Raw genomic sequence first — 21,343 nt, 5'->3', positions numbered from 1 at the left:
AGACCGAAATGTCCGGCGACTGGTCCGATCTGACGAAGCGCGTGGCGCGCGGCATTGCCGAGGTTCGCAAGACCACCGGCTCGGAGCTCGTGGCCGAGAGCCTGCCGGTGGCGCTGGCGGGCCGTGTTCCGGCCGGCCCGGTGATCCAGCATCGTCGCAGGCGGGCCGAGGACACGCATCGCTTCGTGCTGATCCTGCCTTTCGGCGAGGGCGAGGTCAGGGTCGAGCTCGACCCGCAGGATTACGCGGCGCTGACGCGCGAGATGGTGCGGTTCTGGAACGAACAGGGGCAGGCGGCGTCGAAACCGCCGCAGCCGCTCCCGGCCGACGACGACAAAGAGGACTGAGAGAGCGACCATGGCGCATTGGCTGATCAAATCCGAACCGTCGAAATGGTCCTGGGACCAGCAGGTCGCCGCAGGCCCTGAGGGCACGCATTGGGACGGGGTGAAGAACCACACCGCCAAGCTCAACCTGATCGCGATGAAGCCGGGCGATCAGGTCTTCTTCTATCACTCCAACGAGGGCCTCGAGGTCGTCGGCATCGTCGAAGTCATCAAGGAGGCCTATAACTGGATTCCGGGCGAGCCCTGGGTGCTGGTCGATTTCAAGGCGGTGAAGCCGCTGCCCAAGCCGGTGACGCTGGCTCAGGTCAAGGCCGAGCCAAGGCTCGCCAAGATGGCGCTGGTCACATCCTTCCGGCTCTCTGTGCAGCCGGTCACGGATGCGGAGTGGAAGCTCGTCTGCGAGATGGGCGGGCTCTAGCTGCCGCTCGAACCTCGCCGTCACTCCGGACAAGCGGCGAAGCCGCGCCGATCCGGAATCCATCATCGAGCGATGCCGCCTTACGATGGACTCCGGGTCTACGCTTCGCTTCGCCCGGAATGACGGGTTGCCGCTTATCCATCCGTATCCGGAAACGGCCCCGGAGGCGGGTTCTGCCCAGCGCCGAGTTGTTGGAGCGCTGTTCGATAGTCGGGATGCGGGCTCAGGCTTTCGGGCCCGTAGGCTGCGTCCGTGCCATGCCAGCACACGAGCCGGTCGAGCCAGCTGTGGTCGAGCCGGCCCGGCCCGATGCTGTCGGTGATCTCCTTGCGATCGGGCTCCTGATGGCCTCTGACGACCTGCCGGGGCTGGCGCGGATAAAGGAACTTCGTCTTCCAGTCCGGCCTTGAATCGTGGACCTCGCCCTCGGGCGTCGAGGTCGGCAGGTCGCCTGCCGGATCAGCGTCGTAGGGCGGCTTGAACAGGAGCCCGGCTCCAGCCGCGCGCTCGATCATCCAGCGCAGCGTGACATTGGCGAGGTCGCGCTCGGGATAGCCGCCACCGACATCCGAATGCACGCCGGGAAACCAGACCTGCTCGAAATGCTGCGGGTTGGGCCGTCCGGCCTTAAATGCGGCCTTTTCGGCTTCGGTCGGTTCGTTCCAGATCGTCGGCAGGAATTGCTGGCGCTCCTCGTCGATGGCGAGCGCGTGATAGGCGTGCGCGACATGCGGGTTGAGGTCGTGGTCGTGGAAGCGATTCGGCCAGAGCGCCAGTTCATAGTCGCGCAAGCCCAGCGGAATGCCGAGCGAACGCACGGTATCCCAGACGCCGATCAGGTAAGGGGCGCGGGCGGCGTCTTCCCTGTGCTCGGGATAGGCGTATGTATCGCGGAATTCGGCCGCCTGACGCAGGCGTTCTTCCTTGTCCGCGATCTTGTAGATGTCATAGGCCCGGTCGACCAGGTCCGCGCGAGCCTTGTCATCACTGCGCAGATCCGACCCGTCCTTCTGCACGCGCGCCGGCAGCCCGACCCGGCCGAGCATCCCGCCGATGCTGCGGGCGGTGTAGGCGCCCCGGCTGAAGCCGAACAGGAAGATGCGATCGCCGGGGTCATAGTGTTTTGCGATGAAGTCGTAGCCGTCCTTGATGTTCCGGGAGATGCCCTGCCCGAAGGCCTTGCCGATCAGGTCGCCGAACTCGATGCCGACGCCATCTTCATAGGCTGCGACCTGGCGGGAGTTCGGGCCGTCCTCGCTCAGCGTGCGGTTGAACAGCAACTCGACATTGGTGTCCGGGCCGTAATCCTTGACGTTGCCGGTGCCGTTGCAAAAGAAGACGATGTTCTTGCCCATCTCAGCCTCCCGTCGATGGCGCATCGTAGCATAATGACGTTGCAACCGGGGATTGGCTCCGGCTCGGGTTTTACCGCGTCGGCTCTACCTCGAAAGTGCGAGGCGCTTTGCCTTGCCGCGTCGCGCCCGGACCTTATGATGCGCGCAATTCGCAAGACGCGGAGGAGCGGGCCGTTTGCAGGGCCTCGCGCCGAACCGCGGCAGGTTTGGGCCGACCGAGACGGTCGATGTCCGGGGAGACGCCTTCGATGTCCGAGACGATTTATGACGTGCCGGCCGCATGGGCCAAGAAGGCCTGGTTGAACGACGCCAAGTACAAGAAGATGTATGCGGCCTCGATCAAGGATCCCGACAAATTCTGGGGCGAGCAGGGCCTGCGGATCGACTGGTTCAAGCCCTACACGAAGGTTCGCAACGCCAGCTACAAGCCCGGCAAGGTCTCGATCAAATGGTATGAGGACGGCACCACCAACGTCTCGTACAACTGCGTCGATCGGCATCTGGCGACGCGGGCCAAGCAGACCGCCATCATCTGGGAAGGCGACGACCCGTCCGAGTCGAAGAAGATCACTTACGGGCAGCTCTACACGGAGGTCTGCAAGTTCGCCAACGTGCTGAAGGCCAAGGGCGTCAAGAAGGGCGACCGGGTCACGATCTACATGCCGATGATCCCCGAGGCCGCCTATGCGATGCTGGCCTGCGCGCGCATCGGGGCGGTGCATTCGATCGTGTTCGGCGGCTTCTCGCCGGATTCGCTGTCGGGCCGCATCGCGGGCGCGACCTCGGACGTCGTCATCACCGCCGATGAGGGCCTGCGCGGCGGGCGCAAGGTTCCGCTCAAGGTCAATGTCGATGCGGCGGCCGAAAAGGCGCCGGTCAAGACCGTCATCGTGATCAGGCGCACCGGCGGCGAGGTGACCATGAAAGAGGGTCGCGACGTCTGGTATCACGAGGAAGCGGCGAAGGTTTCGGGCCATTGCCCGCCCGTCGAGATGAAGGCGGAGGATCCGCTCTTCATCCTCTACACCTCGGGCTCGACCGGCCAGCCCAAGGGCGTGCTGCACACCACTGGCGGCTACCTCGTCTACGCCTCGATGACGCATCAATACGTCTTCGACTACCATGACGGCGAGATCTACTGGTGCACCGCCGATGTCGGCTGGGTCACCGGCCACAGCTATATCGTCTACGGGCCACTCGCCAACGGCGCGACCACGCTGATGTTCGAGGGCATCCCGACCTATCCGACGATCTCGCGTTTCTGGGACGTCGTCGACAAGCACAAGGTCAATACCTTCTACACCGCCCCGACCGCGATCCGCTCGCTGATGGGCGCGGGCGAGGCCCCGGTGAAGAAGACCAAGCGCAAGTCGCTGCGGCTGCTCGGCTCGGTCGGCGAGCCGATCAATCCGGAGGCCTGGGAGTGGTATCACCGCGTCGTTGGCGACAGGCGCTGCCCAATCGTCGACACCTGGTGGCAGACCGAGACCGGCGGCATCCTGATCACGCCGCTGCCGGGCGCGACCAGGCTGAAGCCCGGCTCGGCGACGCGGCCCTTCTTCGGCGTCAAGCCCGAACTGGTCGATGCCGAAGGCAAGGTTCTGCTCGGCGCGGCGGAGGGCAATCTCGTCATCGCCGAGAGCTGGCCCGGCCAGATGCGCACGGTCTACGGCGACCACAAGCGCTTCGAGGAGACCTATTTCGCGACCTATCCGAACAAGTATTTCACGGGCGACGGCTGCCGGCGCGATGCCGACGGCTATTACTGGATCACCGGCCGGGTCGACGACGTGATCAACGTCTCGGGCCACCGCATGGGCACGGCCGAGGTCGAGTCGGCGCTGGTCGCGCATCCAAAAGTCTCGGAGGCTGCCGTCGTCGGCTACCCCCACGACATCAAGGGGCAGGGCATCTACGCCTATGTCACGCTGATGACTGGCGAGAAGCCGAGCGAGGCGCTGCGCAAGGAGCTTGTCGCCCATGTCCGCAAGGAGATCGGGCCGATCGCCTCGCCGGACCTGATCCAGTTCTCGCCCGGCCTGCCCAAGACGCGCTCGGGCAAGATCATGCGCCGCATCCTGCGCAAGATCGCCGAAGACGAGTTCGGAGCGCTGGGCGACACCTCGACGCTGGCCGACCCGGCCGTGGTCGACGATCTCATCGCCAATCGGCAGAACAAGCGGGCGGGGTAAGTGGGTTGCGGAGCTATCCGCGGCTTCTTGGCTGACGAGTCAACTCGCCTTTTTCATTGGCTCGATCCGCAGAAGACTTTCCCCGATAAAGTCGATTGCACGCTCCAGGGCGTAGCGGCTCTGGATCGCCATCCAGAACTCCGCGCTCGTTCCAAAAAAACGCGCCAGACGAACGGCTGTGTCCGGGGTCAGGTCGACTTGCTCCTGTGCGAGCCTTTCGATCCGCGTTCGCGGGACCCCGATCGCGCGCGCGACCGCTCCGGACGATAGATCGAGAGGCACGAGAAACTCCTCGCGCAGGATTTCGCCGGGATGGACAGGGGCTATCTTGGTCATGATCATCGCCTCAATGGTAGTTGACGAATTCAACGCCGGTAGGCGCGTCTCCGACCCAACGAAAGCAAATTCGGAACTGGTCATTCACGCGGATAGAATGTTGACCGGATCGATTGCCCTTTAGAGCTTCAAGCCGGTTGGCCGGCGGCAACCTCAGATCGGTTAGTGTCAGTGCACTGTCCAGCATGACGAGCTTTCGTCGCGTTACGGATATCAAGTCGGCCGGAAAGCCCTTGGGAACTCGACGTTCGAGGATCGCCTCGAGTCTCGCATCCCTGAAGCTCTTTATCGCCATGCTCTTCGCCCAAATCCTAGCATGCCATGTATCGCGGTGTGATACATTTTGCAATGATAGCTCGGCACGGCCTCTCCCGAGATTCTCTTGATTGCACGAGAGCGGCAACCCGCCTGCGCCACCGGCTGATGGCTAAGCTTAGCTGCTACCGCTTGCCCAGCTCGATATCCGGCATCGTCGGCGGCTTGGCGCCGCCCTCGGCCTCGATGATCGCGGGCGAGGGCTTTTGCTTGATCCGCAGCGCCAGATAGGCGGCGACCCCCAGCGACAGCAGCATGAGATAGGAAAGCAGCCCCTGTGGCCCGAGGACCTGCATGAACAGGGTCGCGGCGACGGGGCCGATGGCCGAGCCGACGCCCCATAAAAACAGAAGCCTGGCCGAGAGCCCGACAGCATGCTCGCGCCCGAGCCGGAAGAAGGCATGGGTGACCGCGACCGTGTAGAGCGAGACGCTGCAGCCGCCGATCACGGCAAACAGGGCAAACAGCGTCAGCAGGTCCTGGGTCTGGCCGAAATTGACGAGCGCAGTCAGCACGCCGGCGGTCACGGTGACGATGCTGATCGAGGCCAGCATGATGATGCGACTGGCGACCCGGTCGGCCAGGAGGCTCATCGGCCATTGCGTCAGCAGCGCGCCAATCTGGATACCCGCCGTCAGCAGGATGGCCGAGCGCTGATCGAGGCCGATCAGGATACCATAGGCTGGCGCGACATTGGTCAGGGTTCCGCCCATCAGGCCGACATAGAGGCAGCCCACGACCGCAGCCGGAGCCTGACGCCAGACCGTGGCGAGGCCGACCGAAATCACCGCGCTTGATTCCGGCCCGCGCGCCCGCGTCAACCCGACCGGAATCAACGCGATCGAGAACGCCATGCTGGCGAACAGGAAGATGTCCTGCGCCTGAAGCGCGACGTAGCCCATGCCGAGCTGCGAGCCGATCAGCGCGCCGCGGTTGAGGATCTGGTAGAGGCCGAAGATGCGGCCGCGATTGCTGCCCGTCGCCTGACCGCTGATCCAGCTTTCGATGCAGATCGCGTGGCCTGCCGCCGACAGGCCCATGAGCAGCCTCGTGACGCCCCACCAGGCTTCCGGGATCATCGGGAAGCTCAGCGTCGCCGCAGCCTGCAGGGCTGCAAAGACGGCAAAGCCGCGAATATGCCCGATGCGCCGGATCAGGGCTGGAATCCAGAAGCAGCCGGCGAGGAAGCCGACGGAATAGGCCGAGCCGACGAGGCCGATCAGGATCGGCGGCTGACCCGCCAGCGCCATGCGCAACGGCACGACCGTGTTCACGATCGTGCCGGCGATCTGCAGGATCAGCGCGCCGGCGACGATGGCGCCAAGCGCCGCCACCGATCCGCCGGGAGCTGACTTCGGCGCTGCGTCGGCGTCGGGCAACTCGTCCTCCTCGCGCAGGGCCTAGCCCATGCTCACGCCCATTCGCCCTTGCGGAATACGGGCAGCCGGCTGCCGTCCTCGCGGACGCCGTCGATGTCGATCTCGTGCGAGCCGATCATCCAGTCGATATGAATCAGGCTGCTGTTACCGCCCTGGGTCGCGATCTGCTCAGGCGTCAGCTTCGTGCCGTCGAGGAAGCATTTGGCGTAGCACTGGCCGAGCGCGATGTGGCAGGCGGCGTTCTCGTCGAACAGCGTGTTGAAGAACAGGAGGCCGCTCTTCGAGATCGGCGAGGAGTGGGGCACCAGCGCGACCTCGCCGAGCCGGCGCGCGCCCTCGTCGGTGTCGAGCACCTTGCCGAGCACCGCCGCGCCGCGCGTGGCGTTGGCCTCGACGATGCGGCCGGCCTCGAACCGCACCGCGATCTCCGTGATCAGCGTGCCCTGATACGAGAGCGGCTTGGTGGAGCGGACATGGCCCTCGACGCGCAAAGCGTGAGGCGTGGTGAAGACCTCTTCGGTCGGGATATTGGCGTTGCAGGTCACGCCGTTCTTCGCCGTCGAAGCCCCGCCCTGCCATTCATGGCCGTCAGCAAGCCCGATCGTCAGGTCCGTGCCGGGCCCGGTATAGTGCAGGCTCGAGAAACGCTGGCCGTTGAGCCATTGCGTCCGGCTGCGCAGCGTTTCGTTATGCGCGGCCCAGGCGGCGACGGGGTCGTCGCGATCGACGCGGGAGGCGGCGAAGATGGCGTCGGCGAGCTTGCCGACCGCGATCTCCTCGGAATCGTCGGGAAAGACCAGCCGCGCCCATGATGGCGTCGGGTAGGCCAGGATGTTCCAGTTGATGTCGAAGCCGACGATCTTCTCCAGAGCCGGCCTGTAGCCCAGCGAATTCGCCTTGCTGGCGCGGCCGACCTTCTGCGGATCCTGCTCCGACAACAGCATCGGGTCGTCGCCGACGATGGCGAGACGCGCGGTGTTGCCGGCGAAGGCCTTCGCCACGCCCTCATAGAGCCAGCCCGCGGCGCGGTCGAAGCTCGCGTCATGGCCAAACCTGTAGCGGGCCAGCGTCGTCTCCTCGTCGGAGAACATCGGCGTCACCAGCCCGGCGCCAGCCCTGTAGGCGTGCTCGGCGACGCGCCGGACCAGCGGCAGGGCAGCGACCGGAGCCGTCAGGAAAAGGTCCTGGCCCGGCTGGAGATTGAGGCCGACCTTGATGGCGACTTCGGCGAGACGGTCGAGCCTGGCTGAATCGATCGGAGAGGTCTTGTGCAGGGTCATGGTCAGCAAGCCGGTTGGGATTCGTCGGAAGGGACGCATTGCTCGCCGAAATCCCGGCGGGGTCAACCCGGTCGGGCAGGATCAGCGCCGTCCACGCCGCTTGCCCGGCGCAATCTTGCGGCCATAGAGTTCAAGCCGGTGGCGCACGAGCTCATAGCCGAGCTCGGCGGCGATCCGGCGCTGCAGTTCCTCGATCGCATCGGAGGCGAATTCGATGACCTGCCCGGTCTCGATATCGATCAGATGGTCGTGATGCTCCTGATCGGCATGCTCATAGCGCGAGATGCCGTCCTCGAAGGCATGGCGTTCGATCGCCCCTTGCGATTCCAGCAGCTTCATCGTGCGGTAGACCGTCGACAGCGACAGCGTCGGGTCGTGCTGGAAGGCGCGGGTGAAAATGCCCTTGGCGTCGGGGTGGTCGTCGGCCTCGGCCAGCACGCGCAGGATCAGCCGGCGCTGCTGCGTCATGCGCAGCCCCGCATCCCTGATCTGGCCTTCGAAAACGGCCACGCGCTGATCGATTCCCGTCATCACCTGCAGATAGCAAGGCTGCGCGGCATTTGCAAAAATGATCTTATCGCAACTCATTTGCAGTCGAAAGCGTTATGCAAATGCGTCTTATTCTCGATAAGAGGCAAGCGTCGGCCTCGCCTCCTATTGCCGGGCCCGGCCGGCGTCAGGCCGCTTGCCGCGCGGCGCCGTCATCGCCTTCCGCGTCGTCCTGCGCCCGCGTCACGGTGATCAGCTGGTTCAGGCACTGACAATTATATTCGCTGGTCAGGAAGGCGATGTCGGCGGCGTCGCGGCCGCTTGCGATGCGGACCATGCCCTCGACGGGGGCGAGTCGCGTCGGGTCGACCAACCACCAGCGCCCGTCGAGATAGACCTCGTAGACGGCGTGAAAATCCGGCGGATCGAGATCGAGCGCATAGGCGCTGACGGCGCGGGCCGGGATGTTCAGCGCGCGCGTCAGGGCGATGCCGAGATGGCTGAAGTCGCGGCACACGCCGGCGCGGTCGATGAAGGTCTGCTCGGCCGTGGTCGTCGGCTGGCTGACGCCATGGACGTAGTCGACATGCTCATGGAGCCATTCGAGCACGGCGAGCGCCCGCCCGCCACCACCTCTGACATGGCGGAATTCGCGCTGGGCGAACCGCATGAACTCGTCGGAGGGACAGAACCGGCTCGGCAGCAGGTAGGGCAACACGTCCTGCGGCAGTTGTGACCAGTCATGCTGCCGGGCTTGCGGCTGCAGCAACGTGCGCACGCCGTTGTCGACCACGGCGCGGTAACTGATCTCGACCTGGCCGGACAAAGCGGTGCGGAAGCGCCGTTCCCCGGTCGCGCCGTCCTCGTCGCGCAGCAGGCTTGCGTCGTGCGAGACCACCAGTTCCTCCGACAGGATGGTCTGGTCGGGCGAGCGCGCGGCCTCGATTGCGGCGATGACCTGCGTGGCGCTGCCGAAGCCATAGGTGAGCGTCGCCGCGATGTTGAGCTTCATGATGTCCCCCGGGAAAGGCGTTCGAGAACGCGACGGCCCAACGCCGTCCCGGGACCGAAGTTCCGTGGCGGCGTCAGGCGGCGGAACGAACCCGTCCGATCGCCGGGGCTATCCCCGCCAGAATCTCGTAGGAGCGTTTGCGCGCCGCCTGATCGTGAATCGGCGCGGTCACCATGATCTCATCGGCAGATGTCGCCGCGATGAAGGCGTCGAGCTGCCGGCTGATCGTCTCGGGCGAGCCGATGAAGGCATAACGCAGCATCTGCTGGACATGCGCCTTTTCACCGGGCGACCAGTAGCGCTCGATATCGTCGATCGGCGCTTTCAATTTGCCGCGCGCGCCGCGGATCATGTCGGTGAAACGCATCTGCAACGAGGTCGCGATATGCTTTGCTTCCTCATCGGTGTCCGCTGCGATGACGTTGATGCCCGGCATGGCGTGGGGCTTGGCCGCCTGGCGCGAGGGCTTGAAGCGTTCGCGATAGATCGCCAGCGCGCGCATCAGCTCGTCGGGCGCGAAATGCGAGGCGAAGGCGTAGGGCAGGCCGAGTTCGGCGGCGAGCTGAGCGCCAAACAGGCTCGATCCGAGAATCCAGAGCGGCACGCGAAGCCCTGCGCCCGGCACCGCCTGGATCGACTGGTTCGGTTCCGCCGGCTCGAAATAGGCCTGAACCTCCAGCACGTCCTGCGGGAAGTCGTTGGCATCCATCGGGTTGCGCCTGAGAGCCCGCATGGTGAGCTGGTCGGTGCCCGGCGCACGGCCGAGTCCGAGGTCGATGCGGCCGGGAAACAGCGCCTCCAGCGTGCCGAATTGCTCGGCGATGACCAACGGTGCGTGGTTGGGCAGCATCACGCCGCCGGCTCCCACCCGGATCGTCTTGGTCGCGGCGGCGAGATGGCCGATCACGACGGAGGTCGCCGCGCTGGCGATGCCGGTCATGTTGTGGTGCTCGGCCACCCAGTAGCGGGTATAGCCGAGCGCCTCGGCATGACGGACGAGCTCGACCGAATTTCTCAACGCGTCGCCGGGCTGCTGTCCCTCGATCACGGGTACGAGGTCGAGGACGGAGATCGCGACCATGGCTGGCCCCTGCTTTGCTGACATGGAGCGGGCCGACATTGCCGGCTCGCCCTGACGATGCAGATAGGGACCGTCGCGGCGCAATCCAACCCGCAGGAGCACCGTGTCATGGCGTGTCTGCGCCGGCGTTATGGCGCGGCGGAGCGGGACCCGGCGAGCGTGGCGCACAGGTTCGTGGCAATGCCTCGATAGGCGGACGCGTAATCGTCGAAATGCAGGCCATCGCGCTGGCGTAGCCCGGCCGGGAAGGCGTCCGCGACGATGCAGCCATGAGAGGCCCGGCACGCATCGACTGACGCCGCTCCGATGCGCGATGCCACCTCCGTCGAAAAGCCCTCGACGCGACGGGGATCAAATGGCGGCATGGGCGTGATGACGACGAGACCCGCTGTCCGCGTCAGATTGGCGAGCAATGGCTGGAATCCGGCATCGAAGCGGGAGACGGCGTCCTGCGGATCTCGAAAGCGCTTGCTGTTGGCGTCGTTGGTCCCGAGCGTCACGATCACCGCACGGGGATGGCGAGGCAGCGGGATGTCGGCGAGAAAATCGGCGAATTGTCCTGCCGTCGCGCCGGAGACGCCGGCATTGACCACCGGCAGGCCGCACAGCCGGCGCGCCGGCCAGCGCTCGATATGGGAATCGCCCGCCGCCAGCAGATAATCGCCCTCGATCCTGCCGAGATCGGCGATGACGGCCTGAAGCCGCATCGTCCTGTAGGGTATGGCAGGCGTGCCGGCGCGGCCGACCGCAAATCCGGCGAGCGAGCCGAGCATCAGCGCCAGAGGAAGCACGATCACCGTCAGGACCAGGGGATGCCGCAACACCATCCAGCCCATCGCCCGAAGCGCGCGCGGCAAGCGTGGCCTCTCATGGTTGCCGACACGGCTCATTTGCGGACTCCCTGGAACGTCGGAAGGCAGGACTCGATGCCAAGCGCCGCGCCGGCAATCCTGACCTGCGTCAACAGCACCGGCCGGCCGGTGACCGGATCGCGATAGGCGCCGTACCGACAGCCACCGTCAGGCGCGAGCAGACCGTCCCGACGCAGCAGGCCGGGCAGGGCCATCAGCCAGAGGATCAAGACGACGGCACCAAGCACGGCTGCGCCCGCCCGGCGCATGCGTGGCTTGCTCCTTATCGGAATGAGTGCGAATTTCTGTCGTCGGGGCTGGTCGAGGGTCATCATGTCCAGCGCATCCTGCTGCCCCGGTTTTGCTGGATGACGACCGCGACAAGGGGAGTTGGTCTCCTTCCATTTCCCGATGCGGTGTTGGAAACATCTGGAAACAAATCAGGCCGCGACCGCGCCCCAAGCGGGGATTAAGGCCAAGCGATGAACCGAACCCCGCATATCCTCATCGTCGAGGACGACCGCGAGATCGCTGCGCTGGTCTCGCGCTTCCTGCGCAACAACGACTTTCGCGTGAAGGCCGTCGCCAACGGACGCGAGATGGACGTCGCGCTGCGCGACGGGCGCTTCGACCTGATCGTGCTCGATCTGATGCTGCCCGGCGAGGACGGCCTGAGCCTGTGCCGCCGCCTGCGCTCGGACGGCACGATTCCGATCATCATGCTGACCGCCAAGGCCGAGGAGATCGACCGTATCCTCGGGCTGGAGATGGGGGCCGACGATTATCTGGTGAAGCCGTTCAATCCGCGCGAACTGCTCGCCCGCATCCGCGCCGTGCTGCGCCGCGCCTCCGTTCAGGCCCAGCCGGAAATCGGCGAGGGCGCGATGCTGGGCTTCGCCGGCTGGAAGCTCGACAAGGCGGTGCGGCGGCTGTTCAACCCGGCTGGCGAGCGCGTCGCGCTGACCGGAGCCGAGCTCGACCTGCTGCTCGCCTTCTGCGAGCGGCCGCGCCGCGTTCTCTCGCGCGACCAGCTGCTCGACCTCACGCAGGGGCGCGCAGCGGCCCCGTTCGAGCGCTCGATCGATGTCCTCGTCAGTCGCCTGCGCCAGAAAATGGAAAGCAATCCGCGCGAGCCGGAACTGATCCAGACGATCCGCTCCGGCGGCTACATGTTCTCGCCGGAGATCGAGGCGGCATGAAACGTCTCCTGCTGCGATTGCTGCCCGAACGGGCTGCGACGCAGATCGCGGTGATCGTGGTCGGCTCGCTGATCCTCGCCAATCTGGTGACAGCCGCCGTGCTGCTCGCCGTGCTGCCAGGCGAACTCAGGCGCGTGCCGCAACTGCCTTATGTCACCAATCTGATCGCGCTTGCGCGACAGATCGAGGCCGCGCAGACGCCTGACGCACGGCAAATCGTCATCGATACGGCGCTCGCCTCCCAGCCACGGCTGTCGCGGCTGCCCGTCGATGCGCGCGGTTACGACGACGCCGGCCATTGGCCACACCGCATGATGATGGAGGCCTTGCGCCGCGAACTTGGCGACAAGATCGAGGTGTTGGCTCTGGCGGAGCCGGTACTCGGTCCGCCGCCACTGGGCTTGCGCTTCGCGGACGGGACGGGGCTTGCGATGACGCCGCCGCCGCGATCGCAGCCTCCGCGCGGAACGGCCTTCATCTTCTATCTGATCGTCATGCTGTCGCTTTTGGCGATGTTGATCGGCTTGCTCTCGCTTTGGGCTGCGCGCGCGATGGCATCGCCGTTATCGCAGCTTGCCGCCGCCGCCGACCGATTCGATCCCGATCGCGGCGACCCGGTTTCGCTCGATCACGGGCCTGTCGAGGTCAAGCGGCTCGCCGCCGCCTTCAATGCGATGGCGGACCGCATCCGGCGTCTGGTCGAGGAGCGCACGCGCATGCTGGCGGCCGTCAGCCATGATCTGCGCACGCCGATCACGCGGCTGCGGCTCCGCACCGAGGAGATTCCAGACGAGGACAAGCGCCGCGCCATTCTCTCCGACCTCGCCTTGATGGAGCGTATGGTCGGGGGAGCGCTGTCATATCTGCGCGAGGGCAGGGCGTCGGGCAGCATGGAGGCGACCGACGTTCCGGCGCTGCTGCAGACGATCTGCGACGATTTCGCCGATCTCGGTCATATCGTCGTCTATGAGGGCTCGATCCGGGCATCGGCGCTCTGCGATGCCGACCAGATGACGCGCGCCGTGACGAATCTGGTCGACAACGCGATCAAGTTCGGCGGCAAGGTGGTCGTCCGGCTGGACGACGCCGATCCCGGGCGCATCGCGATCATCGTCGAGGATGACGGGCCGGGGATCGCGCCGGAACACCGCGAGAAGGTGTTCGAGCCGTTTTATCGCGCCGATCTCGCGCGCACCTTGCGCGACGATAGCGGCTTTGGCCTTGGGCTCGCCATCGTCCGCGCCATCGCCGAGGCCCATCGCGGCGACCTGACGCTCTCCGACCGCGAGGGCGGCGGGCTGATGGCGCGGATCGCCTGGCCGAGGCGCTGGTAGCTCGCTCCTCTGCGAGCGTGGAACGCGGTTCGGGCCTTGCGCGTTGAGACTCCGACGACGGCGCGCATCGCGCCGTCGAGCGAAGGGGACCCGGTCATGGCGACCAGCAGCAATCCGGCCAAGGAAAGCCTGAAACAGGAACAGCAGGCGCAGCGGCGCGCCGCGAAGGGCAAGAGCAGCGATGCCGAGCTGAACGACGCGCTCAAGGGCACGTTTCCGGCCAGCGATCCTGTCGCCGCCCAGAGCGCGACAAAGGCCGGCAAAAAGAAGCGCGCCGCGCACTGATATCCGGTTCAGGCGCTTCTCAGCCTGATCGTCGCGATCGCGATCGGGCCGCTCTCGGCCGTGAAGGAAACCGGCGTCGAGGCCTCCATCCGTAACGCATGACCGCTTTCGAGCGCGATCGTCCCGCTGTCATACGAGCCCGCAACCGCGCTCGAAGGGGCGTAGAAAATGTGCGTGCCCGCCGTCAGCGCGACCGTGTCGCCGGCATGCGCGACGACAAGGTCGATGGCGCACAGCGCGCGGTCGGCGATCAGGTTGACGACCTCGACGGGTCCGTTCTCCAGCCGGCTGACGATCGGCGTGCCGCCATCGTAGCGCACCGGGCTGAACGGGACGCGCAAATCGACTTCTCCGGTCGGCGTCTCCAGCACGAGGCCGGAGCCGACGACGACGATCTGCATGCGGTCGCAGCCGGTCAGGTCGGAAAAGGGCGCCGGCACGGTGATCGAGGTTCGCCCGAAGCGCCAGATCATGCCCTGCCAGCTCCCGACCGGAACGCCCGGMAGGTAGGCGTCGGCGATGTCGATCGTGATGCCGCCACCGTTCTTCCAGGGCGTGCGCCGGAAATCCTCAGGCGGCAGGGGCGTCAGTATCGTCGTCATGCGCGGCTTGCTTTCGTGAAGGCGGGTTTAGCTGGCGTCACTCAGCGGGTGCAGGTCGCGAACCATGCTCTTCAGCCGCTCATCGAGGACGTGGGTGTAGATTTGGGTCGTGGCGATGTCGGCATGGCCAAGCAGTTCCTGCACCACGCGCAGATCGGCGCCGTTCTGGAGCAGGTGGCTTGCGAAGGCGTGACGCAGAACATGCGGGCTGAGCGCAGCCGGCGGCAGGCCCGCCGCAGCCGCAAGCGTCTTGAGATCGCGCCCAAAGGCCTGTCGTGTCAGGTGCCCGCTTTCGCCATCCGACGGGAACAGCCATCGGCCGTTGGCTTCGTTCGCATCACGCAGGGCTGCGAGATAAGCCAGCCCGGCCTCGCGCGCGGCCTCGTTCAACGGCACGAGGCGGTCCTTGTCGCCCTTGCCGCGCACCACCAGAAAGCGCTCCCGCGTCGTCGCGGCCGAGAGCGGCAATGCGATCAGCTCGGAGACGCGCAGGCCCGTCGCATAGAGCATCTCGATCAGACAACGCATGCGCAGGGCCTTCAGCCGCGCCGTCCGGCTCAATCCCGCCTGCTCGCTTGCGCGCCTTGCGGCCTCGATCAACGCATCGACGTCGGCGATGGAGATCACCTTCGGCAGCGGCCGCCCTTGCCGTGGCCCTTCGATCGCGGCTGAAGGGTCGGTCGGCGAAAGCCCTTCGGTGTAGAGGAAACGGTGGAACTGCCGTAGGGCCGAGAGCCGGCGCGCCGCCGACGACGCCTTCAGGCCGCGTGCGGACAAGTCGCCGAGCCAGTCGCGGATGTTGTCGGCCGTGACGCTGTTCAAGGCCCGCCCGCCGAGGAACTCCAGATAATCGTCGATGTCGCGCTCATAGGCGTCGAGCGTGTTGCGCGCCGCACCGCGTTCGGCCGCGAGCATGTCGAGGAAGGCCTTCAGCCAGCTTCGCGCCTGCCGGCTCATCGCGGCTGCAGCTTGGCCGGCGGCAGAATCTCGGTGATTTCGCGCGGCTCCGGCTGGACGAAGGTGACGAGCGCGAGCATGCCGCCGAAGACGAGCCCGCCAAGTATGGCGAGAATGACGATGAAGCGGATCAGCGTCGGCACGTTCCAGGCGACCTTTGTGAACCTCACGCCCGTGCGAGTCGGGCTCCTTGCGGTTATTCCCGAAGCGGCCGGGCGGACGCAAGGGCAGCCGTGTCACAGCCTCGCGAAAGCGCCGAGGTCGGCATCACCGGGGAGGGCATGACGGCGCGCGATCCCTCATGCTAAACGGGCGGTGAGGAAATGCCAGAATGACGACCGCCGAGACACTCGAAAGCCGCGACCGCGAAAGCCGCGACCGGTCGGAATTGCGCGCCGCGCTCGGCCAGCGCGCCGTCGTGCTCGTCGGCATGATGGGTTCGGGCAAGAGCTCGGTCGGGCGGCGTCTGGCCGCCCGTCTCGGCCTGCCCTTCGTCGATGCCGATGTCGAGATCGAGACGGCCGCGGGCATGACGATCCCCGAAATCTTCGCCCAGCGCGGCGAGAGCGAGTTCCGCGACGGCGAGCGCCGCGTGATCAGCCGCATCCTGACGACGCGCAGCCCCCTCGTGCTGGCGACAGGCGGCGGCGCCTTCATGAACGCCGAGACCCGCGACCGTATCAGCCAGCTCGGCATCTCGATCTGGCTCAAGGCCGATCCCGACGTGTTGATGCGGCGGGTGCGCAAGCGCTCCAACCGGCCGCTGCTGCAGACCGCCGACCCCGAGGCAACGCTGAAGCGCATGCTGGCGGAGCGCGAGCCGGTCTATGCGCTGGCGGAGCTGACGCTGATCTCGCGCGACGACCCCCACGACATCGTGGTCGAGGACGCGATCATGGCGCTCGACCGGCATCTCCGCCAGCCGCCGGCAGGGAACACTCAGCCATGACCATTCCCGCTCAGGAGAAGGCCGGCAGCCGCGTCGTCGTTTCCGTCGCGCTCGAAGGCCGCCCCTACGACATCCATATCGGACGCCATCAGCTCTGCGAGGCGGCCACCCTGATCGCCGCGCTCGCGCCGGGCGGCAAGGCCGCTGTGGTCACCGACGAGCGCGTCGCCGCGCTGCACGCGCCGGCTTTCGAGGCCTGCCTGCAGCAGGAGGGTATCGCCGCGACGCGGATCACGATCCCGCCGGGCGAGGCGTCGAAATCCTATGGCCAGTTCATCGCGCTCTGCGACGCGCTGCTAGAGGCTAAAATCGAACGCAACGACTTGGTCATCGCGCTTGGCGGCGGCGTGGTCGGCGATCTCGCGGGCTTCGCCTCGGCCGTGCTGCGGCGCGGCGTGCGCTTCGTGCAGGTGCCGACCAGCCTGCTGGCGCAGGTCGATTCGTCGGTCGGCGGCAAGACCGGGATCAACTCGCCCCATGGCAAGAACCTGATCGGCGCATTCCACCAGCCGGCGCTGGTCATCGCCGACACGGCGCTGCTGGACACGCTGAGCGAGCGCGAGTTCAAGGCCGGCTATGCCGAGGTTGTGAAATACGGGCTGATCGACGATCCCGGTTTCTTCGACTGGTGCGAGGCCAACTGGAGCCGCATTATCGCGGGTGGCCCCGAACGAGACCATGCGGTTGCCGTCGCCTGCCGGGCGAAGGCTGCCATCGTCGCCCGCGACGAGCGCGAGGAAGGCGACCGGGCGCTGCTCAATCTCGGACACACCTTCGCCCACGCTCTGGAACGGCTGACGAAATACGATTCGGCCCGGCTGGTGCATGGCGAGGCCGTGGCGATCGGGCTTGCGCTCGCCTTCCGCTTCTCGCAGCGGCTCGGCCTGTGCCCCGGTCAGGACGCCGTCCGCGTCGCGCGCCATCTCGATGCCGTGGGGCTCCCCAGTACGCTCCAGCAGGTGCCGGGCGGGGCCGGCAGCGCCGACGAGATCGTTGCGGCTATGGCGCAGGACAAGAAGGTCAAGCGCGGCGTCCTGACCTTCATCCTGGCGCGCGGAATCGGCCGGAGCTTCATCGCGCATGGCGTCGCGGCCGATGACGTGAGGGATTTCATAGCGACGGAGCTCGCCGTCAACGGCAAGGCGGCCTGACTTCAGGTTGTCGTAAGCCTGGCCTCTACGTTCGTTGCCTTGTGGTTGTCCTGGCGACCATCGCGAGGCCGTGCGACTTCAAAAACGTGATCGCGTGGTCAAGGAGCAGTTAACCATTGCGGCCGCCAATGGATCGTCACACGACCCCGCGTCATGACGAGTGCCGGCACCATGCGTTCAATCCTGCGACGGCGATCGATCGTATTCGACATGATCGTCGCCTTCGGCCTGATCATCGGCCTGATCGCCTCGGCCGGCTACCTGGTTCGCAATCTCAGCCAGTCTCTGGTCTCGGATGCGCGGGATGCGGTCTGGGAGGCTTCGGTCCCGGCCTCTTTCGTCTATGCGACCGTCAACGCACGCTGGGCGCGCCATCACGAGACGCTGTCGAGCCTTAAGCAGAAGCAGGCCCGGCAAGATCGCGGCGACGACGACGCGAAGCGCTGGCGCGAGCTCATGGATCTCTCCGTATATTTTCCAGCGGACATCAAGGCCGAGATCGGCATCGTGGATGGCCGACTGAAGGCGTTCGACGACGCTCTGGAACAGACGAACGGGCTCGTAGCGGCGGGTCGCTATGGCGACGCCGAGATACAGGCGCGCGGCCTGCAGGCCGAGGCCCTCGACGCCCTCTCGAAGCAGGCCGCGGTTCTGCTGAAGACGATGGCGGCGCGCATCAGCGAGGTCAACGCGCGGATGGAACGCACCGCTGAAGCGACCATCGTTGAGCTTGCCGCCCTGGCTGGCGCGACGGGGGTTCTTCTCATGGCGATCATGGCGCTCGTCCATCTCAGGATCATCAGCCCGATCCGTGCGCTCAACGGCGTCATGCAGACGCTCGCGGCCGGTCGATACGATGTCGCGATGGCGCCCTCGCAACGCCGCGACGAGATAGGCCGGATGAGCGAGACCATAGCGATTTTCCGGCAGAGCCTGATCGAGGCCGAGGCCCTGCGTGGCGAACAGGAAGCCAGGCGGACCCGAGCCGAGAGCGARAGGCGGGATTTCCTCGGCGGCCTCGCGCTGACCTTCGAATCACGCGTCGGCAAGGTCGTGCAATCCGTCAGCAATGCCGCCAGCAGCCTGGAGCGCGCCGCCGAGATCATGTCGCGCGAGAGCGGCGCGGCGGCCGATCAGGCCACGGCGGTCGCGACGGCCTCGATCGGCGCGACAGCCCATGTCGGTCGCGCCGCCGAGGCGGCCGGGGAGCTGTCGGTGTCGATGAACGATGTCGGCTCCCAGATCCGGGTCAGCGGCGAGCGCATCCGCCAGACCGTCGCGCAGGCGGCGAAGGCCGATAGCGACATCAAGGCGCTGGACGAAGCCGCGCTGGCGATCGGCAACGTGGCGGAAATCATCGGTGATTTCGCAGCCCAGACCAATCTGCTCGCTCTCAACGCCACGATCGAGGCCGCCCGAGCCGGCGAGGCGGGCAGGGGCTTTGCCGTGGTCGCGCAGGAGGTCAAGGAACTCGCGGCGAAGACGGCCGGCGCGACCAACCAGATCACCCAGCAGATCAGCGCCATTCAGCAGGCGAGCATCGCCGCCATCGCAACGATAAACGCAATCCGGTTCGCAATTGGCGAGGTTGACGACATCTCAAGCGCCGTGGGCGAGGCCATCGGGCGGCAGGTCGGCACGACGGCGCTGATCGCGTCGACGACGAGCGAGGCAGCGCAGGGAACCGAGCGCGTGACGCTGTCGATCTCCGAGGCCAGCACCGCGATCCAGAATTCGGGAAACCTGGTGGTCGAGGTCCTCGCGGCGGCGCGCGATCTCAATCGTGACGGCGTTGCGCTCGCCCGGGAAGTGCAGCAGTTCACGGATCTGATCCGCGCTGCCTGAGCGCGGTATCCGCCTTCAGTCGGCCGCGATCTTCGCCGCCAGCGGGCTCGGAGCACCCTCGGGCAGCGCGACCGCCGGCTTGTCCGTCACCAGATATTGCGCCCGCGCCAGCGCCTCGAAGCGGCCGCCCTTGGCGACGAGTTCGTCGAAGGTGCCCATCTCGATGACCTCGCCCTGCTCGAACACCAGGATGCGGCTGGCGTTGCGGATGGTGGCGAGCCGGTGGGCGATGACGAAGGTGGTGCGGTCCTTCATCACCTCGTCGAGCGCCTTCTGCAGCTTGACTTCGGTCGAGGCGTCCAATGCCGAGGTCGCTTCGTCGAGGATCAGGATCGGCGGGTTCTTCAGCAGGGCGCGCGCGATCGAAAGGCGCTGGCGCTCGCCGCCCGACAGCGTGCGGCCGCGCTCGCCGACCAGCGTATCCAGCCCTTCGGGCTGGCGCGCCATCACCTCGGTCGCCTGCGCCCGGTCGAGCGCTTCCATCATTTCGGCGTCGGTGGCGTCGGGCTTGCCGACGGTCAGGTTCTCGCGGATCGAGCGGGCAAACAGCATCGGCTCCTGGAACACGACGCCGATATTTCGCCGCAGCGACAGCAATGAAATCTCGCGGATGTCGGTTCCGTCGACGGTGATGGCACCCGATTGCGGGTCGAAGGCCCGATGCAGCAGGCCAAGCGTGGTCGATTTGCCCGAGCCGGTCGAGCCGACGATGGCGATCGTCTCGCCCGGCATGACGGCGAAGGAGACATCCTGAACGGCTGGCCGCTTGCCGTCATAGGAGAACGAGACGTTCTCAAAGGCGACGGCGCCGGTAAGATGGCCGGCGTCGGCGGCGCTGGGCAGGTCGCGCACGGCCGGCAGCGTGTCGAGCACCTCGAAGAACTCGCGCATCTTCGGGGCCTGCATGAAGATGAAGTTGACAAAGGCGACGATCTGCTCGAGCCGCCCGACCAGCATGGTCGCAAAGCCCATGAAGGTCACGATCTCGCCGACGGTCGTCAGTCCCTGCATCAGGAGCCAGGCGCCGACGACGAAGATGGCGAGCACCGTCAGCGTGGCGGAGGCGCGTGTCGCGACAGTGGCGATCGCCCACCAGGACAGCACCGGGAGCTGCGCTTCCAGCAGGCTGGCGATGGTCGAGCGCAGGCCGCGCACCTCCGCCTCGATGCGGGTAAAGCTCTGGATCACCGGGACGTTGCCGAGCGCGTCGGAAGCGCGTTCGGCGAGGCTCGAATGATAGGCCTCGACATTGCTCTGGAGCCTGTCGGTCTTGCGCAGGACATAGGCCGTCAGAGTGCCGAAGAGCACCACGAGAGAGATCAGCAGCAAGCCGAGCTGCCAGTTCTTCCAGAGCGTGAAGGGCAGCAGGATGAAGAGCGCGACGAGGCTCGCGCAATGCTCGCGGAAGAAGGACAGCCAAAGCGCCCACATGCCGCTGGTGCCTTCCAGCATGACCTTGAGCACGCGGCCGGAATGGGTCTGGGTGTGGTAGGCGAGCGGCAGGGTCAGCGCGTGCTCGAAATAATTCGCCATCACCGCGAGCCGGCGGCGATGCGCCAGCCGGTCGGAATGCAGCGCCACGAAGACCGAGGCCGCGATGGTGAACAGCCCAAAGCCGATCCAGGCCGCGATCAGGCCGTTGAGTTCGCCCCAGCCGGGACGCTGGCCCGAGCCCGGAAAGCTCGAGAGCTTGTCGATCAGCGCGCCAAACAGCATCGGCTCGGCGAAGGCCGCCGCCGCGAGCAGGATATTGGCGAGCGCCAGGATCAGGCCGAGCCGCTTTTCGGGGCCGAGTTCGCCGAGGACCCGGGTGTAGATTGCAAATAATGACATGCGCGCAAGCTTTAGCTGACACCGACGCATGAGCAAGGCCTGAACCTCGACGCTTCCCTCAACACCGGGCGGCTAGCGCTGAAGGCCGATGCGCGGCCGCTGCCAGCCAACGTCAAGCCTTAGGGCTCGCGCG

Annotated in this window: 23 protein-coding genes; 9 read left to right on the top strand and 14 right to left on the bottom strand. The window is 66.3% G+C overall.

The window, feature by feature from the left end; all coding sequences use genetic code 11:
• Positions 1-8: 8 nt before the first annotated feature.
• Together AC1DZY_RS03170 and AC1DZY_RS03165 are read left to right on the top strand one after the other, a co-directional pair.
• Positions 9-347: a hypothetical protein gene (locus AC1DZY_RS03170; RefSeq protein ID WP_476818597.1), complete on the top strand. Its 339-nt coding sequence runs from the start codon at positions 9-11 to the stop codon at positions 345-347.
• Between the two features lie 10 nt (positions 348-357).
• On the top strand, positions 358-765 hold the full coding sequence (locus tag AC1DZY_RS03165) for an EVE domain-containing protein (protein ID WP_476818596.1): 408 nt from the start codon (positions 358-360) through the stop codon (positions 763-765).
• Between the two features lie 134 nt (positions 766-899).
• Here AC1DZY_RS03165 and AC1DZY_RS03160 read toward each other — a convergent pair whose 3' ends face one another.
• A complete protein-coding gene (locus AC1DZY_RS03160; RefSeq protein ID WP_476818595.1) occupies positions 900-2,120 on the bottom strand; it encodes a DUF2235 domain-containing protein in 1,221 nt (406 codons plus the stop codon).
• A 248-nt stretch (positions 2,121-2,368) separates the two neighbouring features.
• Here AC1DZY_RS03160 and acs point away from each other — a divergent pair, with 248 nt between their 5' ends.
• Positions 2,369-4,312 carry an acetate--CoA ligase gene (gene acs / locus AC1DZY_RS03155; protein WP_476818594.1) on the top strand — a complete coding sequence of 648 codons (1,944 nt, stop codon included), beginning with the start codon at positions 2,369-2,371 and terminating at the stop codon, positions 4,310-4,312.
• Between the two features lie 39 nt (positions 4,313-4,351).
• Here the strand turns inward: acs and AC1DZY_RS03150 are convergent, their stop codons facing one another.
• The 9 genes from AC1DZY_RS03150 to AC1DZY_RS03110 all read right to left on the bottom strand — a co-directional run bounded on the left by AC1DZY_RS03150 (position 4,352) and on the right by AC1DZY_RS03110 (position 11,390).
• Complete coding sequence (locus tag AC1DZY_RS03150; RefSeq protein ID WP_476818593.1) at positions 4,352-4,648, bottom strand: HigA family addiction module antitoxin; 297 nt, start codon at positions 4,646-4,648, stop codon at positions 4,352-4,354.
• A 10-nt stretch (positions 4,649-4,658) separates the two neighbouring features.
• Positions 4,659-4,943: a type II toxin-antitoxin system RelE/ParE family toxin gene (locus AC1DZY_RS03145; RefSeq protein ID WP_476818592.1), complete on the bottom strand. Its 285-nt coding sequence runs from the start codon at positions 4,941-4,943 to the stop codon at positions 4,659-4,661.
• A gap of 145 nt (positions 4,944-5,088) precedes the next feature.
• Positions 5,089-6,342: an MFS transporter gene (locus AC1DZY_RS03140; protein WP_476818591.1), complete on the bottom strand. Its 1,254-nt coding sequence runs from the start codon at positions 6,340-6,342 to the stop codon at positions 5,089-5,091.
• Between the two features lie 32 nt (positions 6,343-6,374).
• A complete protein-coding gene (locus AC1DZY_RS03135) occupies positions 6,375-7,622 on the bottom strand; it encodes an aminopeptidase (protein WP_476818590.1) in 1,248 nt (415 codons plus the stop codon).
• Between the two features lie 81 nt (positions 7,623-7,703).
• Entirely contained in the window at positions 7,704-8,153 is a 450-nt protein-coding gene (locus AC1DZY_RS03130) for a Fur family transcriptional regulator (RefSeq protein ID WP_476818589.1), read from the bottom strand.
• A 145-nt stretch (positions 8,154-8,298) separates the two neighbouring features.
• Entirely contained in the window at positions 8,299-9,123 is an 825-nt protein-coding gene (locus tag AC1DZY_RS03125; RefSeq protein WP_476818588.1) for a transglutaminase-like domain-containing protein, read from the bottom strand.
• A 73-nt stretch (positions 9,124-9,196) separates the two neighbouring features.
• Positions 9,197-10,204 (bottom strand): LLM class flavin-dependent oxidoreductase, encoded by a 1,008-nt coding sequence (locus AC1DZY_RS03120; protein ID WP_476818587.1) that lies wholly within the window; start codon positions 10,202-10,204, stop codon positions 9,197-9,199.
• Positions 10,205-10,332: 128 nt separating this feature from the next.
• Complete coding sequence (locus AC1DZY_RS03115) at positions 10,333-11,094, bottom strand: SGNH/GDSL hydrolase family protein (protein WP_476818586.1); 762 nt, start codon at positions 11,092-11,094, stop codon at positions 10,333-10,335.
• The gene (locus AC1DZY_RS03110; RefSeq protein ID WP_476818585.1) at positions 11,091-11,390 is read right to left on the bottom strand and encodes a hypothetical protein; all 300 of its coding nucleotides are present in this window, start codon (positions 11,388-11,390) and stop codon (positions 11,091-11,093) included. Before AC1DZY_RS03110 ends, AC1DZY_RS03115 begins: the two co-directional genes overlap by 4 nt.
• Positions 11,391-11,537: 147 nt before the next feature.
• Between AC1DZY_RS03110 and AC1DZY_RS03105 the strand changes: the two genes are divergently transcribed.
• From AC1DZY_RS03105 to AC1DZY_RS03095, 3 genes are all read left to right on the top strand, one after another.
• A complete protein-coding gene (locus tag AC1DZY_RS03105) occupies positions 11,538-12,254 on the top strand; it encodes a response regulator (protein WP_476818584.1) in 717 nt (238 codons plus the stop codon).
• Complete coding sequence (locus tag AC1DZY_RS03100; RefSeq protein ID WP_476818583.1) at positions 12,251-13,588, top strand: ATP-binding protein; 1,338 nt, start codon at positions 12,251-12,253, stop codon at positions 13,586-13,588. The genes AC1DZY_RS03105 and AC1DZY_RS03100 overlap by 4 nt, the downstream gene beginning before the upstream one ends.
• A gap of 96 nt (positions 13,589-13,684) precedes the next feature.
• The gene (locus AC1DZY_RS03095; RefSeq protein ID WP_476818582.1) at positions 13,685-13,873 is read left to right on the top strand and encodes a hypothetical protein; all 189 of its coding nucleotides are present in this window, start codon (positions 13,685-13,687) and stop codon (positions 13,871-13,873) included.
• A gap of 8 nt (positions 13,874-13,881) precedes the next feature.
• Here AC1DZY_RS03095 and AC1DZY_RS03090 read toward each other — a convergent pair whose 3' ends face one another.
• Genes AC1DZY_RS03090 through AC1DZY_RS03080 form a run of 3 tightly spaced genes read right to left on the bottom strand, consistent with a single transcriptional unit; the run spans position 13,882 to position 15,575 of the window.
• On the bottom strand, positions 13,882-14,475 hold the full coding sequence (locus tag AC1DZY_RS03090) for a HutD/Ves family protein (RefSeq protein WP_476818581.1): 594 nt from the start codon (positions 14,473-14,475) through the stop codon (positions 13,882-13,884).
• 27 nt (positions 14,476-14,502) lie between these two features.
• The gene (locus tag AC1DZY_RS03085; RefSeq protein ID WP_476818580.1) at positions 14,503-15,432 is read right to left on the bottom strand and encodes a site-specific tyrosine recombinase XerD; all 930 of its coding nucleotides are present in this window, start codon (positions 15,430-15,432) and stop codon (positions 14,503-14,505) included.
• Positions 15,429-15,575 carry a histidine kinase gene (locus tag AC1DZY_RS03080; RefSeq protein ID WP_476818795.1) on the bottom strand — a complete coding sequence of 49 codons (147 nt, stop codon included), beginning with the start codon at positions 15,573-15,575 and terminating at the stop codon, positions 15,429-15,431. The genes AC1DZY_RS03085 and AC1DZY_RS03080 overlap by 4 nt, the downstream gene beginning before the upstream one ends.
• A gap of 188 nt (positions 15,576-15,763) precedes the next feature.
• Here AC1DZY_RS03080 and AC1DZY_RS03075 point away from each other — a divergent pair, with 188 nt between their 5' ends.
• The 3 genes from AC1DZY_RS03075 to AC1DZY_RS03065 all read left to right on the top strand — a co-directional run bounded on the left by AC1DZY_RS03075 (position 15,764) and on the right by AC1DZY_RS03065 (position 19,377).
• A complete protein-coding gene (locus tag AC1DZY_RS03075) occupies positions 15,764-16,381 on the top strand; it encodes a shikimate kinase (RefSeq protein ID WP_476818579.1) in 618 nt (205 codons plus the stop codon).
• Positions 16,378-17,532: a 3-dehydroquinate synthase gene (gene aroB / locus AC1DZY_RS03070; RefSeq protein WP_476818578.1), complete on the top strand. Its 1,155-nt coding sequence runs from the start codon at positions 16,378-16,380 to the stop codon at positions 17,530-17,532. The genes AC1DZY_RS03075 and aroB overlap by 4 nt, the downstream gene beginning before the upstream one ends.
• A 171-nt stretch (positions 17,533-17,703) precedes the next feature.
• Complete coding sequence (locus AC1DZY_RS03065; protein ID WP_476818577.1) at positions 17,704-19,377, top strand: methyl-accepting chemotaxis protein; 1,674 nt, start codon at positions 17,704-17,706, stop codon at positions 19,375-19,377.
• Between the two features lie 15 nt (positions 19,378-19,392).
• On the opposite strand, the gene AC1DZY_RS03060 is transcribed toward AC1DZY_RS03065, so the two are convergent.
• Entirely contained in the window at positions 19,393-21,210 is a 1,818-nt protein-coding gene (locus tag AC1DZY_RS03060) for a glucan ABC transporter ATP-binding protein/ permease (RefSeq protein WP_476818576.1), read from the bottom strand.
• Positions 21,211-21,343: the final 133 nt, after the last annotated feature.

The sequence above is a fragment of the Allobosea sp. P2_A10 genome, assembly GCF_056405115.1.
Note: the sequence above shows the minus strand (reverse complement) of the source record. Positions and strands in the feature narration are given on the sequence as shown.

Excerpts from the sequence above, each read along its gene's own strand:
- AC1DZY_RS03170 (WP_476818597.1), top strand. The coding sequence starts at position 9 with ATGTCCGGCGACTGGTCCGATCTGACGAAGCGCGTGGCGCGCGGCATT.
- AC1DZY_RS03165 (WP_476818596.1), top strand. The coding sequence starts at position 358 with ATGGCGCATTGGCTGATCAAATCCGAACCGTCGAAATGGTCCTGGGAC.
- AC1DZY_RS03160 (WP_476818595.1), bottom strand. The coding sequence starts at position 2,120 with ATGGGCAAGAACATCGTCTTCTTTTGCAACGGCACCGGCAACGTCAAG.
- acs (WP_476818594.1), top strand. The coding sequence starts at position 2,369 with ATGTCCGAGACGATTTATGACGTGCCGGCCGCATGGGCCAAGAAGGCC.
- AC1DZY_RS03150 (WP_476818593.1), bottom strand. The coding sequence starts at position 4,648 with ATGACCAAGATAGCCCCTGTCCATCCCGGCGAAATCCTGCGCGAGGAG.
- AC1DZY_RS03145 (WP_476818592.1), bottom strand. The coding sequence starts at position 4,943 with ATGGCGATAAAGAGCTTCAGGGATGCGAGACTCGAGGCGATCCTCGAA.
- AC1DZY_RS03135 (WP_476818590.1), bottom strand. The coding sequence starts at position 7,622 with ATGACCCTGCACAAGACCTCTCCGATCGATTCAGCCAGGCTCGACCGT.
- AC1DZY_RS03130 (WP_476818589.1), bottom strand. The coding sequence starts at position 8,153 with ATGACGGGAATCGATCAGCGCGTGGCCGTTTTCGAAGGCCAGATCAGG.
- AC1DZY_RS03125 (WP_476818588.1), bottom strand. The coding sequence starts at position 9,123 with ATGAAGCTCAACATCGCGGCGACGCTCACCTATGGCTTCGGCAGCGCC.
- AC1DZY_RS03120 (WP_476818587.1), bottom strand. The coding sequence starts at position 10,204 with ATGGTCGCGATCTCCGTCCTCGACCTCGTACCCGTGATCGAGGGACAG.
- AC1DZY_RS03115 (WP_476818586.1), bottom strand. The coding sequence starts at position 11,094 with ATGAGCCGTGTCGGCAACCATGAGAGGCCACGCTTGCCGCGCGCGCTT.
- AC1DZY_RS03110 (WP_476818585.1), bottom strand. The coding sequence starts at position 11,390 with ATGATGACCCTCGACCAGCCCCGACGACAGAAATTCGCACTCATTCCG.
- AC1DZY_RS03105 (WP_476818584.1), top strand. The coding sequence starts at position 11,538 with ATGAACCGAACCCCGCATATCCTCATCGTCGAGGACGACCGCGAGATC.
- AC1DZY_RS03100 (WP_476818583.1), top strand. The coding sequence starts at position 12,251 with ATGAAACGTCTCCTGCTGCGATTGCTGCCCGAACGGGCTGCGACGCAG.
- AC1DZY_RS03095 (WP_476818582.1), top strand. The coding sequence starts at position 13,685 with ATGGCGACCAGCAGCAATCCGGCCAAGGAAAGCCTGAAACAGGAACAG.
- AC1DZY_RS03085 (WP_476818580.1), bottom strand. The coding sequence starts at position 15,432 with ATGAGCCGGCAGGCGCGAAGCTGGCTGAAGGCCTTCCTCGACATGCTC.
- AC1DZY_RS03075 (WP_476818579.1), top strand. The coding sequence starts at position 15,764 with ATGACGACCGCCGAGACACTCGAAAGCCGCGACCGCGAAAGCCGCGAC.
- aroB (WP_476818578.1), top strand. The coding sequence starts at position 16,378 with ATGACCATTCCCGCTCAGGAGAAGGCCGGCAGCCGCGTCGTCGTTTCC.
- AC1DZY_RS03060 (WP_476818576.1), bottom strand. The coding sequence starts at position 21,210 with ATGTCATTATTTGCAATCTACACCCGGGTCCTCGGCGAACTCGGCCCC.